The following is a 13,426-nucleotide window of genomic DNA, read 5'->3' as shown; positions in this document are numbered from 1 at the left end:
GAAAGGAACCCCCCATGTCCATGAACCCCGTCTACCTCTGGTATCCCGCCCACTTCCCCGATCCCGCCGCCATGCTGCCCGAGAGCCTGTCTGCCGCGCAGCGGATTGCCGACGAATGGGCGGAAAAGCCCCTGCCCGCCGGTGCGGATCCCAGCCCCTTTGCCGAACTGGCCGCCATCATCGCAAAGGCCGCCCGTTCCAAAGAAGCAAGCGCAGGCTTCCGCCAAAGCTATGCCGGCATCGAAACCGATCTGCCCGCCTACCTGCGCGGCCACGCCCTGGCCGAACTGTCCGAGCATTACGATGAAATCATGCCGCTGCTGGATGACTACGCCCCCAATCTCGGCTTGGTGCTGTACGACAGCAACGGCCGCCTGCTCCTGCCCGACGGCCGCAGCTTTCCCGAGGAAGACTTTTTTGCCGCCATCCAGCGCGAGCTGGAAGAAAAAGCGGCAGCCGAAAGAAAATGGCGTGCCGCCAACCGGGGCCTGCCGGAAAACATCAAAGATTTCTACAAATACTTCCGCCCGAAGACCGACGAATTGATGGGGCGTTACGGCTTTGAATATGCCCCGCAGTTCTACCGTCCCGAAGGCCATGATAAGAGAAGCCGCAAGCCCGAGCCGGATGTGATGGTTTATGCCAAGCCGACCGAACATGGTTGGCAGATTGTTTATGTTTCCATCTGGGATACCTACAATGACGGTGTTTACAATATATCGGTGTATTGGGATCTGTCGGACGAAACGGCAGAACAGATATACTGGTATGAGCTGGACAATATCCATCCTTACGATAAAAAAAACAATATAAAACAATTAGCTGCTGGGGGGGGGGTAAACCTCGGCTATTATTTATCCGACTCATGGAGATCCTGCTATGCTGGCATAAGCCAATTCAAAATCGAAAGCGATGTCGAAACATTTTTGGCTTATTTGGACAAGAAGCTGGCGGAAGTGGCACCGATCTATACTTATGCGGACGTAGACCGCTTTTTTGAAAACAACACGGTTACAGATCTTGAACATGAGGCTGGCAATGGGCTGTTTACATACAATTTTTTTCTCGAACGTCTGGTTATTCTGTATTTAGACGGCAAGCCTAATTTGCGGGAAATAGTTGAATCATGGCTTGCCGTTGACGATGCCTATATTGTGAATCGGGAGTTTGTCCGCGAGCGGTATATGAAGGCATTAAACTACTTGGAAAACAGGCCGAGAACCTGATTCGGCAGTTGAAGCACGGCCGCCGGCTGCACCGCACCGGCGGCAAACCTTATCCCGCCCCCTAAGAAAGGAACCCCCCATGTCCATGAACCCCGTCTACCTCTGGTATCCCGCCCACTTCCCCGATCCCGCCGCCATGCTGCCCGAGAGCCTGTCCGCCGCGCAGCGGATTGCCGACGAATGGGCGGAAAAGCCCCTGCCCGCCGGTGCGGATCCCAGCCCCTTTGCCGAACTGGCCGCCATCATCGCAAAGGCCGCCCGTTCCAAAGAAGCAAGCGCAGGCTTCCGCCAAAGCTATGCCGGCATCGAAACCGATCTGCCCGCCTACCTGCGCGGCCACGCCCTGGCCGAGCTGTCCGAGCATTACGATGAAATCATGCCGCTGCTGGATGACTACGCCCCCGATCTCGGCTTGGTGCTGTACGACAGCAACGGCCGACTGCTCCTGCCCGACGGCCGCAGCTTTCCCGAAGAAGACTTTTTTGCCGGTATTCTGCGCGAGCTGGAAGAAAAAGCGGCAGCCGAAAGAAAATGGCGCGCCGCCAACCGAGGCCTGCCGGAAAACATCAAAGATTTCTACAAATACTTCCGCCCGAAGACCGACGAATTGATGGGGCGTTACGGCTTTGAATATGCCCCGCATCTTTACCTGCCGAAAGGATTTGGCAAGAAAAAAAGAAAGCCCGAGCCGGACATCCTTATCTACGTCAAGCCGACCGAGCACGGCTGGCAGATTGTGTATATTTCCATCTGGGATACCTACAATGACGGCGTTTACAATATATCAGTAGGCTGGAGTCTGTCGGATGAAACAGTGGAGCAGATATACTGGTACGAACTGGATAATATCCATCCTTACGATAAAAAAAACAATATAAAACAATTGGCTGAGGGAGGGGGGTCAATCTCGGCTATTATTTTGAGGAGTCATGGAGATCCAGCGATGCGGGCATAAGCCAATTCAAAATCGAAAGCGATGTCGAGGTATTTTTGGCCTATATAGAGGTTAGGCTGGCGGAAGTGGCACCGATTCAGACTTATGATGATGTAGAAGCGTATTTCAATGCCCATATGATTTATGAGGATGGTGCAGACAATAATCCTTTTGCCGAAATTACTGCGGGAAGATTAAATCTTCGTTTGGTTATTGCCTATCTTCGCGGACAAAAAGATTTGGCCGGATTGAAAGAGAAGTGGCTGCATCAGAGCCATATCCGTTTTGTCAATAAGGAAAAAGTGGAGGTGCTGCTGGCAAAAGCACTGGTTTATCTGGAAAACAGGCCGTTAGATCGTTAAATAGCAGTAGATTCTGGGAAAACCGCAGGAGGACGGTCAGGCAGGCTCGAAAACATCGCCGATGCGCACACCCTGGATCTGCTGAAAACCCACGGCCTGCTCGATGAAAACGCCACCCTGAAAAACGGCCGCGTACGTCTGAACGACGGCAGCGAAATCGAGCTGGACAAGCAGTGGTACGATGCCCTGCACAACATGTCCAAAGACCACGAAGCCGCCGTAACCGCCGCACTGAAACAAGAATTTGGCGAAAAAAACGTATACAGCCAGGTACCCTACCGCTTGGTTGATAGCGAAACGGGCAGGCTGCTGGATCTCGGCGGCATCATGGACAACATCGTCATCATCGAGCAAAACGGCCGCATCAGCCTGCAACTGGTGGAAGCCAAATCCACCTGGGCGCACCAGGATGCCTTAAACAGCAGCTTCCGCCACCGCAACCTGCTCAACCAAAACCAAAAAGACCTGTACGCCAAAATCGCCAGCGGCAAATACAAGATTCAGATCAACGAAAACAGCAAGGTAGGACAAGATTTAGTTAACGAATTAAAAAGATTGAATACCCTTGCTAAAAGAGGTGGTAAACCCGGAGTAGGTGCATTTGATGCCAACGGACTGCCCAATCTCGAAGCCGACATCCGTCTCGAAATGCGCGTTTATCTCAGCAAAGAAGATGCCCTGAAAGGCAGCGGCGGCCAAAAGGCCGACGGCCGCATCATGCTCGACCACGACCGGCTGAAACGCCCGATCCTCGCCCTGATCGGATCCGGCGGCGGCCTGATCTGGCTCGACGGCGAAAGCAGCTTCCCCGCCCTGCTCGAAGCCGCCAAAGCCTACTGGCGGCAATGGGGTGTCGCAGAAAGCCGCCTGAGCGGCATCAGGCTGCTCTTCCAAGAGCTGCCTGCCGGCCGCGCCGCGCACACCGACGGCGAAGGCACCATCTGGCTCTCGCCCGATGCCGCCGGAGCAGGCTGGTTTGTCGACCCCACCCCCGAGGCACACGAAGAATACGCCATGCGCGGACACCACGGCCGCGCCGCCGCCGGCAGCCCCGCCGCCCGCGGCCTCGACGCGCTCACCGTCCTCATCCACGAAACCGGCCACATCCTCGGCCTGAACGACAACCGCATGGAAAACAGCATCATGAACGAAAGGCTGGCGCAAGGCATCCGCCGCCTGCCCGCCGCCCCCGATGCCCTCGCCCTCGGCCTGCGCCTGAGCGATTCGGCCTTCCACGGCGGCACACAACGCATCACCGCCCCCCTGACACAGCCCGGAGCAGCCCGCCCCCATTGGCGCGCCGCAGCGGCACCAAGCCCCTTCGTCCCGCTGGCGGGCAAGACAGCCCGAAACGCATGGCAGCGCAGCGGCCGCATTGTTTACGAACAAAGCAGCGCATGGCTGCACGAAGATTCAGACGGCCACAGCCGCCTGTCGCAGGCATTCAGGCTGGATCCGCAGCACAAAGTCCTGCACTTCACCCTCGAAGGCGGCAGCCTGTCCGCCAACGGCGGCCACACCGCCCCCGATGCCTTCGAAGCCGCCCTGCTCGATGCCGCCACCGGCCGCCCCCTGTTTGCCAACGGACTCGGCCGCAGCGACAGCCTGCTCAACATCCAGGCCGACGGCAGCGAAAGCCTCGCCCCCAACATCCGCCGCATCTACCACCCCGACGGCAGCCGCAGCTACCATCTCGACCTCTCGTCCTACCTGGCCGCGCAAACCGCCGCCCAAGCCCCGGCCGGAGTCTGGCTGTCCTTCGACCTGCTCGGCTTCGGCGCGGCAGACAGCCGCATCCGCATCGGCAACATCGGCCTGTCCGCCAGCCTGCCCGAACAGCCGATACACACCGACAGCGGCACCACCCCGCCGCAGAGGCCGTCTGAAAACGACCCAGCCCCTGCCGACGGCAGTCCCGCCGTTCCGCAGAGGCCGTCTGAAAACAGCCCAGCCCCTGCCGACGGCAGCCCCACCGTTGCACCGCAGAGGCCGTCTGAAAACAGCCCGACCCCTGCCGACAACAGCCCCGCCGTTCCGCAGAGGCCGTCTGAAAACAGCCCGACCCCTGCCGACAACAAGCCCGCCGTTCCGCAGAGGCCGTCTGAAAACAACCCCGCCCCCGCCGACGGCAGCCCCGCCATCCCCATCCCCGTACTGGGCGACATCCTCACCCTGCTGACCCAAAGCGGCCAAACCGCAGGCGGCCAATGGCTGTGGGAACAAACCCTGTACACCGAAGCAGGAGGGCAAGCCCACTACCATTTCGACTACGACACCGCCACCCCCCTCCTGCTCAAAATCTATCAGGGCGGCACACGCCTGCACCAAATCGAAGCCCGGCAGGGGCAGGGCAGCGTCCGCATCCCCCTCATCGGCAGCGGCCGCCCCGAACTGATCGCCATCCATGCCGCCGGCCTCCCCGCAGACAGCGGCGCGGCATCCGTCCCGCCCGCTGCGGAGCAGGCCGCAGATGCAGGCCGCCTGACGCTCAGGCAGCAGCTCGGCTGGCTCGTCCTGGCCGCCGCCGCCCTGATCGCCCTCATCGCCCGCCATCAGGCCGTTCCGCTTCTGCCGCGCAAACGCCGGCGGCAAATCCTGCTCTCCGGCCTGCCCGCCGGCTCCGTGCTCAGCGACGGCCGCCGCAGCCACACCGTCGCCGACACCGGCCAAGCCGACCTCGCCGGCTGGCAGACCGGCCGCCTGCACCTGCACCTGCCCGCCGCCGCCCCGCAGCACATCCGCCTGCAACTGACCCTTATCGGCGGCAGCCGCACCCGCTGCTACGAATGGCTTCTAAACGCACACGGCGGCTGGGAAACCCTGCCGCGCCGCCCGCTGTCCGCCAGCGGCAAACAACTGATCGCAGGCACAGGCAGCAGCATCCGCCTGCACCTCGCAGACCTCATCCAATCCAACCACCCCTAAGAAAGGAACCCCCCATGTCCATGAACCCCGTCTACCTCTGGTATCCCGCCCACTTCCCCGATCCCGCCGCCATGCTGCCCGAGAGCCTGTCTGCCGCGCAGCGGATTGCCGACGAATGGGCGGAAAAGCCCCTGCCCGCCGGTGCGGATCCCAGCCCCTTTGCCGAACTGGCCGCCATCATCGCAAAGGCCGCCCGTTCCAAAGAAGCAAGCGCAGGCTTCCGCCAAAGCTATGCCGGCATCGAAACCGATCTGCCCGCCTACCTGCGCGGCCACGCCCTGGCCGAACTGTCCGAGCATTACGATGAAATCATGCCGCTGCTGGATGACTACGCCCCCAATCTCGGCTTGGTGCTGTACGACAGCAACGGCCGCCTGCTCCTGCCCGACGGCCGCAGCTTTCCCGAGGAAGACTTTTTTGCCGCCATCCAGCGCGAGCTGGAAGAAAAAGCGGCAGCCGAAAGAAAATGGCGTGCCGCCAACCGGGGCCTGCCGGAAAACATCAAAGATTTCTACAAATACTTCCGCCCGAAGACCGACGAATTGATGGGGCGTTACGGCTTTGAATATGCCCCGCAGTTCTACCGTCCCGAAGGCCATGATAAGAGAAGCCGCAAGCCCGAGCCGGATGTGATGGTTTATGCCAAGCCGACCGAACATGGTTGGCAGATTGTTTATGTTTCCATCTGGGATACCTACAATGACGGTGTTTACAATATATCGGTGTATTGGGATCTGTCGGACGAAACGGCAGAACAGATATACTGGTATGAGCTGGACAATATCCATCCTTACGATAAAAAAAACAATATAAAACAATTAGCTGCTGGGGGGGGTAAACCTCGGCTATTATTTATCCGACTCATGGAGATCCTGCTATGCTGGCATAAGCCAATTCAAAATCGAAAGCGATGTCGAAACATTTTTGGCTTATTTGGACAAGAAGCTGGCGGAAGTGGCACCGATCTATACTTATGCGGACGTAGACCGCTTTTTTGAAAACAACACGGTTACAGATCTTGAACATGAGGCTGGCAATGGGCTGTTTACATACAATTTTTTTCTCGAACGTCTGGTTATTCTGTATTTAGACGGCAAGCCTAATTTGCGGGAAATAGTTGAATCATGGCTTGCCGTTGACGATGCCTATATTGTGAATCGGGAGTTTGTCCGCGAGCGGTATATGAAAGCATTAAACTACTTGGAAAACAGGCCGAGAACCTGATTCGGCAGTTGAAGCACGGCCGCCGGCTGCCCCGCACCGGCGGCAAACCTTATCCCGCAACCTAAGAAAGGAACCCCCCATGTCCATGAACTCCGTCTACCTCTGGTATCCCGCCCACTTCCCCGATCCCGCCGCCATGCTGCCCGAGAGCCTGTCTGCCGCGCAGCAGATTGCCGACGAATGGGCGGAAAAGCCCCTGCCCGCCGGTGCGGATCCCAGCCCCTTTGCCGAACTGGCCGCCATCATCGCAAAGGCCGCCCGTTCCAAAGAAGCAAGCGCAGGCTTCCGCCAAAGCTATGCCGGCATCGAAACCGATCTGCCCGCCTACCTGCGCGGCCACGCCCTGGCCGAACTGTCCGAACACTACGATGAAATCATGCCGCTGCTGGATGACTACGCCCCCGATCTCGGCTTGGTGCTGTACGACAGCAACGGCCGCCTGCTCCTGCCCGACGGCCGCAGCTTTCCCGAGGAAGACTTTTTTGCCGCCATCCAGCGCGAGCTGGAAGAAAAAGCGGCAGCCGAAAGAAAATGGCGTGCCGCCAACCGGGGCCTGCCGGAAAACATCAAAGATTTCTACAAATACTTCCGCCCGAAGACCGACGAATTGATGGGGCGTTACGGCTTTGAATATGCCCCGCAGTTTTTTAATGTCGAATCGCATAAACGTAAAAAATTGGAACCCGATGTCATCATTTACGCCAAGCCGACCGAACACGGCTGGCAGCTCATTTATATTTCCATCCACGATATTTACAAAGACGGTGTTTACGACATACGGGTAAGCTGGAATCTTTCCGACGAAACGGTAGAGCAGATATACTGGTACGAATTGGAAAATATCTCCCCGTATGCTAAAAAAAACAATAAAAAACAATTGGCTGAGGGGGGGGTCAATATTGGCTATTATCTTTCTTCCTCATGGGATGGTGGTTACATAGGTTCAAGCAAATTCAAAACAGAAAGTCAAATCGAGGCATTTTTGGCCTATATAGAGACTAGGCTGGCGGAAGTGGCATCGATTTCGGCCTATGGCGATTTGGAGGCCTATTTCAACAGCAGGCTGGGTAAGGCCAGCGAATATAAAGATATTTCTGAGAAACTAAATAAAAACATCAAGACCTATAATGATTTTCCTATCGTACTGGTCGATCTTTATCTGGAAGGCAGGCGAAACCTCAGAGAAGTCGTAGAGTCGTGGCTGGCGGCGGACGATGCTTATTTTGGCAACAAGGAGTTTGCACGGGAACGGCTGATGAAAACTCTGACCTACTTGGAAAACAGGCCGAGAACCTGATTCGGCAGTTGAAGCACGGCCGCCGGCTGCCCCGCACCGGCGGCAAACCTTATCCCGCAACCTAAGAAAGGAACCCCCCATGTCCATGAACTCCGTCTACCTCTGGTATCCCGCCCACTTCCCCGATCCCGCCGCCATGCTGCCCGAGAGCCTGTCTGCCGCGCAGCAGATTGCCGACGAATGGGCGGAAAAGCCCCTGCCCGCCGGTGCGGATCCCAGCCCCTTTGCCGAACTGGCCGCCATCATCGCAAAGGCCGCCCGTTCCAAAGAAGCAAGCGCAGGCTTCCGCCAAAGCTATGCCGGCATCGAAACCGATCTGCCCGCCTACCTGCGCAGCCACGCCCTGGCCGAGCTGTCCGAGCATTATGATGAAATCATGCCGCTGCTGGATGACTACGCCCCCAATCTCGGCTTGGTGCTGTACGACAGCAACGGCCGCCTGCTCCTGCCCGACGGCCGCAGCTTTCCCGAGGAAGACTTTTTTGCCGCCATCCAGCGCGAGCTGGAAGAAAAAGCGGCAGCCGAAAGAAAATGGCGTGCCGCCAACCGGGGCCTGCCGGAAAACATCAAAGATTTCTACAAATACTTCCGCCCGAAGACCGACGAATTGATGGGGCGTTACGGCTTTGAATATGCCCCGCAGTTTTTTAATGTCGAATCGCATAAACGTAAAAAATTGGAACCCGATGTCATCATTTACGCCAAGCCGACCGAACACGGCTGGCAGCTCATTTATATTTCCATCCACGATATTTACAAAGACGGTGTTTACGACATACGGGTAAGCTGGAATCTTTCCGACGAAACGGCAGAGCAGATATACTGGTACGAATTGGACAATATCCATCCTTACGATAAAAAAAACAATATAAAACAATTGGCTGAGGGGGGGGGTCAACATTGGTTATTATTTACATGACTTTTGGCGTCCCAAGGGTATAGATATAAGCCAATTCAAAATCGAAAGTCAGATTGAGGCACTTCTGACCTATATAGAGGTCAGGCTGGCGGAAGTGGCACCGATCTATACTTATGCGGACGTAGACCGCTTTTTTGAAAACAACACGGTTACAGATCTTGAACATGAGGCTGGCAATGGGCTGTTTACATACAATTTTTTTCTCGAACGTCTGGTTATTCTGTATTTAGACGGCAAGCCTAATTTGCGGGAAATAGTTGAATCATGGCTTGCCGTTGACGATGCCTATATTGTGAATCGGGAGTTTGTCCGCGAGCGGTATATGAAGGCATTAAACTACTTGGAAAACAGGCCGAGAACCTGATTCGGCAGTTGAAGCACGGCCGCCGGCTGCTCCGCACCGGCGGCAAACCTTATCCCGCCCCCTAAGAAAGGAACCCCCATGTCCATGAATCCCGTCTACCTCTGGTATCCCGCCCACTTCCCCGATCCCGCCGCCATGCTGCCCGAGAGCCTGTCCGCCGCGCAGCAGATTGCCGACGAATGGGCGGAAAAGCCCCTGCCCGCCGGTGCGGATCCCAGCCCCTTTGCCGAACTGGCCGCCATCATCGCAAAGGCCGCCCGTTCCAAAGAAGCAAGCCCAGGCTTCCGTCAAAGCTATGCCGGCATCGAAACCGATCTGCCCGCCTACCTGCGCGGCCACGCCCTGGCCGAACTGTCCGAGCATTATGATGAAATCATGCCGCTGCTGGATGACTACGCCCCCAATCTCGGCTTGGTGCTGTACGACAGCAACGGCCGCCTGCTCCTGCCCGACGGCCGCAGCTTTCCCGAGGAAGACTTTTTTGCCGGTATTCTGCGCGAGCTGGAAGAAAAAGCGGCAGCCGAAAGAAAATGGCGTGCCGCCAACCGGGGCCTGCCGGAAAACATCAAAGATTTCTACAAATACTTCCGCCCGAAGACCGACGAATTGATGGGGCGTTACGGCTTTGAATATGCCCCGCATCTTTACCTGCCGAAAGGATTCGGCAAGAAAAAAAGAAAGCCCGAGCCGGACACCCTTATCTACGTCAAGCCGACCGAGCACGGCTGGCAGATTGTGTATATTTCCATCTGGGATACCTACAATGACGGCGTTTACAATATATCAGTAGGCTGGAGTCTGTCGGATGAAACAGTGGAGCAGATATACTGGTACGAACTGGATAATATCCATCCTTACGATAAAAAAAACAATATAAAACAATTGGCTGAGTGGGGGGGTCAATCTCGGCTATTATTTTGAGGAGTTATGGAGATCCAGCAGTGCGGGCATAAGCCAATTCAAAATCGAAAGCGATGTCGAGGCATTTTTGGCCTATATAGAGACTAGGCTGGCGGAAGTGGCACCGATTTCGGCCTATGGCGATTTGGAAGCCTATTTCAATAGAAACCTAGTCAAAACCAATGAATATAAAGATTCTCTCGATAAAATACATAGAGGCTTAAAAACCTACGATGATTTTGCCGTTTTGCTGGTGGATTTATACTTGGCAGGAGAAAAGAATCTCAGGGAAGTCGTAGCATCGTGGCTGGCGGCAGATGATGCCTACTTTGAAGACAGGGAATGGACGCGGGAAAAACTGATGAACACTCTGACCTATCTGGAAAACAGGCCGAGAACCTGATTCGGCAGTTGAAGCACGGCCGCCGGCTGCCCCGCACCGGCGGCAAACCTTATCCCGCCCCCTAAGAAAGGAACCCCCCATGTCCATGAACCCCGTCTACCTCTGGTATCCCGCCCACTTCCCCGATCCCGCCGCCATGCTGCCCGAGAGCCTGTCCGCCGCGCAGCGGATTGCCGACGAATGGGCGGAAAAGCCCCTGCCCGCCGGTGCGGATCCCAGCCCCTTTGCCGAACTGGCCGCCATCATCGCAAAGGCCGCCCGCGCCCCCGATTTCCCCGCCGTAGGGTGTGTCGCCTAAGCGACGCACGCGTTTTTTGCGGGCTGCGCCATTTGGCAGATTAGGAAAACATCAGGCCGTCTGAAAAAGCGTATTGCACCTTTCAGACGGCCTCTGCTTGGCGGGAACGCGTGCGTGGCTGTGCCACACACCCTACATTGCTTCGGCGCGGCCGGTGGCAATTCTGCTGTTCGGGTAGGGTGTGCCGCCTGAGCGGCGCACGCGTTTTTTGCGGGCTGCGCCATTTGGCAGATTAGGAAAACATCAGGCCGTCTGAAAAGCGTATTGCACCTTTCAGACGGCCTCTGCTTGGCGGGAACGCGTGCGTGGCTGTGCCACACACCCTACATTGCTTCGGCGCGGCCGGTGGCAATTCTGCTGTTCGGGTAGGGTGTGCCGCCTGAGCGGCGCACGCGTTTTTTGCGGGCTGCGCCATTTGGCAGATTAGGAAAACATCAGGCCGTCTGAAAAAGCGTATTGCGGTTTTCAGACGGCCTCTGCTTTTCTTCCTTCTCCCGCTTGCGGGGGAGGCATAGGGTGGGGGCTTTTGCCGCTTGGCCGATATTTGCAGGGCGGCGGACAAAGCGGTTTTGCAAACCGCCACCCCCTCCCCAACCCTCCCCCGCGCGGGCGCAGGGGAGGGAGCGGGTCTGCTGCGGGGCAGATGTTTTCCGACGGCCTCTGCTTGGCGGGAACGCGTGCGTGGCTGCGCCACACACCCTACATTGCTTCGGCGCGGCTGGTGGCAATTCTGCTGTTCGGGTAGGGTGTGTCGCCTAAGCGACGCACGCGTTTTCTGCGGGCTGCGCCATTTGGCAGATTAGGAAAACATCAGGCCGTCTGAAAAAGCGTATTGCACCTTTCAGACGGCCTCTGCTTTTCTTCCTTCTCCCGCTTGCGGGGGAGGGTTAGGGTGGGGGCTTTTGCCGCTTGGCCGATATTTGCAGGGCGGCGGGCAAAGCGGTTTTGCAAACCGCCACCCCCTCCCCAACCCTCCCCCGCGCGGGCGCAGGGGAGGGAGCGGGTCTGCTGCGCTGCAAACGTTTTCAGACGGCCTCTGCTTGGCAAAAACGCGTGCGTGGCTGTGCCACACACCCTACATTGCTTCGGGGCGGCCGGTGGCAATTCTGCTGTTCGGGTAGGGTGTGCCGCCTGAGCGGCGCACGCGTTTTTTGCGGGCTGCGCCATTTGGCAGATTAGGAAAACATCAGGCCGTCTGAAAAAGCGTATTGCGGTTTTCAGACGGCCTCTGGATCGGCAAGAACGCGTGCGTGGCTGCGCCACACACCCTACATTGCTTCGGTGCGGCCGGTGGCAATTCTGCTGTTCGGGTAGGGTGTGTCGCCTAAGCGACGCACGCGTTTTTTGCGGGTTGCGCCATTTGGCAGATTAGGAAAACATCAGGCCGTCTGAAAACAGATTTTCAGACGGCCTTTTATGATGCGGCGTTTATTTGTCGCGGGAGGCGAGCTGGTCAAACAGGCCGCCGTCGGCGAAGTGTTCGGCCATGATTTTGTCCCATGCGCCGAAGACGGTGTTGGGGTCGAAGGTGTCGAGCGGGGGCAGATTGGCGGCGTGGGCGGCGAGGACTTGGGGATCGGCGGGGCGCAGGTAGAGTTTCGCGCCCAGCTCCTGCGCGGGTTTGCTCCACAGATGGCCGAGGTAGGCGGCGGCGGCTTCGCGCGTGCCGCGTTTGTCCGCCACGCTGTCTACTACGGCTACGGGGCTGTCCATGCGGATGGTGTATTTGGGATAGACGATTTCGTATTCGCCGCTGCCGAATTGTTTGGCGGAAAGGTTGGCTTCGTTTTCAAAGGTTACGAGTACGTCGCCGATTTTGCGCTGCATGAAGGTGGTGGTGGCGGAGCGGCCGCCGCTTTCAAACACTTCTACGTTGGCCAGCAGTTTTTTGACATAGGCGCGGGCTTGGGCATCGTTGCCGTTGCCGGCTTTGAGGGCGTAGCCGTATGCGCCGAGGTAGGTGTAGCGGCCGTTGCCGGAGGTTTTGGGGTTGGCGACGACGAGTTTCACGCCGTCTTTGGACAGGTCGTCCCAGTCTTTGATCTGCTTGGGATTGCCTTTGCGCACAAGGAAGACGCTCGCGCTGGTGAAGGGGGATGCGTCGTTGGGGAAGGCTTTGCGCCAGCCGGCTTTGACCAGGCCTTTTTTAACCAGCAGGTCGATGTCGGAACCCTGGTTCATGGTTACCACGTCGGCCTGCAAGCCGTTGGCAACGGCCAGCGCCTGTTTGCTCGAGCCGCCGTGCGATTGCTGGACGGTGATGTCCCTGCCGGGGTGTTTTTTCCGATATTCTTTGATAAACAGCGGGTTGTAATCTTTATACAAATCGCGGGCCACGTCGTAGGAAACATTGAGCAGCTTCACGCTGTCGGAGGCGGGCGCGCTGCCGCCGGAGGCGGAATGCTGCGCGGCGTTGTCGGGGGCGCAGGCGGAGAGTGCGGCGGCAAAGGCGAGTGCGGCGGCGAGGGTTTTGGCGGTCATGTCGTGTCCTTGTGAACGGATTTTTGAAAGCGGCCACTTTATGTCAGGCCGTCTGAAAAGGGAAAGAACCGTTTGCGGGCGGGTTATGGCCTT

At 57.5% G+C, this 13,426-nt stretch carries 15 protein-coding genes; 11 read left to right on the top strand and 4 right to left on the bottom strand.

Going from position 1 to position 13,426, the window contains the following annotated elements:
- Nucleotides 1-14 precede the first annotated feature (14 nt).
- The 3 genes from DYE40_RS12760 to DYE40_RS01970 all read left to right on the top strand — a co-directional run bounded on the left by DYE40_RS12760 (nt 15) and on the right by DYE40_RS01970 (nt 2,522).
- Complete coding sequence (locus DYE40_RS12760; RefSeq protein ID WP_174901015.1) at nt 15-1,226, top strand: hypothetical protein; 1,212 nt, start codon at nt 15-17, stop codon at nt 1,224-1,226.
- Between the two features lie 79 nt (nt 1,227-1,305).
- On the top strand, nt 1,306-2,181 hold the full coding sequence (locus DYE40_RS12755; protein WP_174901014.1) for a hypothetical protein: 876 nt from the start codon (nt 1,306-1,308) through the stop codon (nt 2,179-2,181).
- 65 nt (nt 2,182-2,246) lie between these two features.
- Complete coding sequence (locus DYE40_RS01970; protein WP_147286549.1) at nt 2,247-2,522, top strand: hypothetical protein; 276 nt, start codon at nt 2,247-2,249, stop codon at nt 2,520-2,522.
- Nucleotides 2,523-2,558: 36 nt separating this feature from the next.
- Here the strand turns inward: DYE40_RS01970 and DYE40_RS12490 are convergent, their stop codons facing one another.
- Nucleotides 2,559-2,714: a hypothetical protein gene (locus DYE40_RS12490; protein ID WP_172461187.1), complete on the bottom strand. Its 156-nt coding sequence runs from the start codon at nt 2,712-2,714 to the stop codon at nt 2,559-2,561.
- Nucleotides 2,715-2,717: 3 nt separating this feature from the next.
- On the opposite strand from DYE40_RS12490, the gene DYE40_RS01965 reads away from it, so the two are divergent.
- From DYE40_RS01965 to DYE40_RS01930, 8 genes are all read left to right on the top strand, one after another.
- Entirely contained in the window at nt 2,718-5,447 is a 2,730-nt protein-coding gene (locus DYE40_RS01965) for a hypothetical protein (protein ID WP_115307497.1), read from the top strand.
- Nucleotides 5,448-5,461: 14 nt separating this feature from the next.
- Nucleotides 5,462-6,445, top strand: coding sequence for a hypothetical protein (locus DYE40_RS12750; RefSeq protein ID WP_174901013.1), 984 nt, complete (start codon nt 5,462-5,464; stop codon nt 6,443-6,445).
- A gap of 305 nt (nt 6,446-6,750) precedes the next feature.
- On the top strand, nt 6,751-7,968 hold the full coding sequence (locus DYE40_RS12745) for a hypothetical protein (protein ID WP_174901012.1): 1,218 nt from the start codon (nt 6,751-6,753) through the stop codon (nt 7,966-7,968).
- A 79-nt stretch (nt 7,969-8,047) separates the two neighbouring features.
- Nucleotides 8,048-8,887 carry a hypothetical protein gene (locus tag DYE40_RS12740; protein ID WP_174901011.1) on the top strand — a complete coding sequence of 280 codons (840 nt, stop codon included), beginning with the start codon at nt 8,048-8,050 and terminating at the stop codon, nt 8,885-8,887.
- Between the two features lie 94 nt (nt 8,888-8,981).
- On the top strand, nt 8,982-9,251 hold the full coding sequence (locus DYE40_RS01945; protein ID WP_115307496.1) for a hypothetical protein: 270 nt from the start codon (nt 8,982-8,984) through the stop codon (nt 9,249-9,251).
- A 78-nt stretch (nt 9,252-9,329) separates the two neighbouring features.
- Nucleotides 9,330-10,172 carry a hypothetical protein gene (locus DYE40_RS12735; protein WP_174901010.1) on the top strand — a complete coding sequence of 281 codons (843 nt, stop codon included), beginning with the start codon at nt 9,330-9,332 and terminating at the stop codon, nt 10,170-10,172.
- A gap of 97 nt (nt 10,173-10,269) precedes the next feature.
- Nucleotides 10,270-10,554 (top strand): hypothetical protein, encoded by a 285-nt coding sequence (locus tag DYE40_RS01935; protein ID WP_115307495.1) that lies wholly within the window; start codon nt 10,270-10,272, stop codon nt 10,552-10,554.
- Nucleotides 10,555-10,633: 79 nt separating this feature from the next.
- Nucleotides 10,634-10,852, top strand: a complete 219-nt coding sequence (locus DYE40_RS01930; RefSeq protein ID WP_115307494.1) for a hypothetical protein — start codon at nt 10,634-10,636, stop codon at nt 10,850-10,852.
- A gap of 434 nt (nt 10,853-11,286) precedes the next feature.
- On the opposite strand, the gene DYE40_RS12485 is transcribed toward DYE40_RS01930, so the two are convergent.
- The 3 genes from DYE40_RS12485 to DYE40_RS01920 all read right to left on the bottom strand — a co-directional run bounded on the left by DYE40_RS12485 (nt 11,287) and on the right by DYE40_RS01920 (nt 13,333).
- The gene (locus DYE40_RS12485; RefSeq protein ID WP_172461186.1) at nt 11,287-11,427 is read right to left on the bottom strand and encodes a hypothetical protein; all 141 of its coding nucleotides are present in this window, start codon (nt 11,425-11,427) and stop codon (nt 11,287-11,289) included.
- A gap of 235 nt (nt 11,428-11,662) precedes the next feature.
- Nucleotides 11,663-11,899: a hypothetical protein gene (locus tag DYE40_RS01925; RefSeq protein WP_147286548.1), complete on the bottom strand. Its 237-nt coding sequence runs from the start codon at nt 11,897-11,899 to the stop codon at nt 11,663-11,665.
- A gap of 381 nt (nt 11,900-12,280) precedes the next feature.
- Nucleotides 12,281-13,333, bottom strand: coding sequence for a sulfate ABC transporter substrate-binding protein (locus tag DYE40_RS01920; protein ID WP_115307492.1), 1,053 nt, complete (start codon nt 13,331-13,333; stop codon nt 12,281-12,283).
- Nucleotides 13,334-13,426 lie beyond the last annotated feature (93 nt).

This window comes from Kingella potus (genome assembly GCF_900451175.1).
Classification (GTDB): Bacteria; Pseudomonadota; Gammaproteobacteria; order Burkholderiales; family Neisseriaceae; genus Neisseria; species Neisseria potus.
Note: the sequence above shows the minus strand (reverse complement) of the source record. Positions and strands in the feature narration are given on the sequence as shown.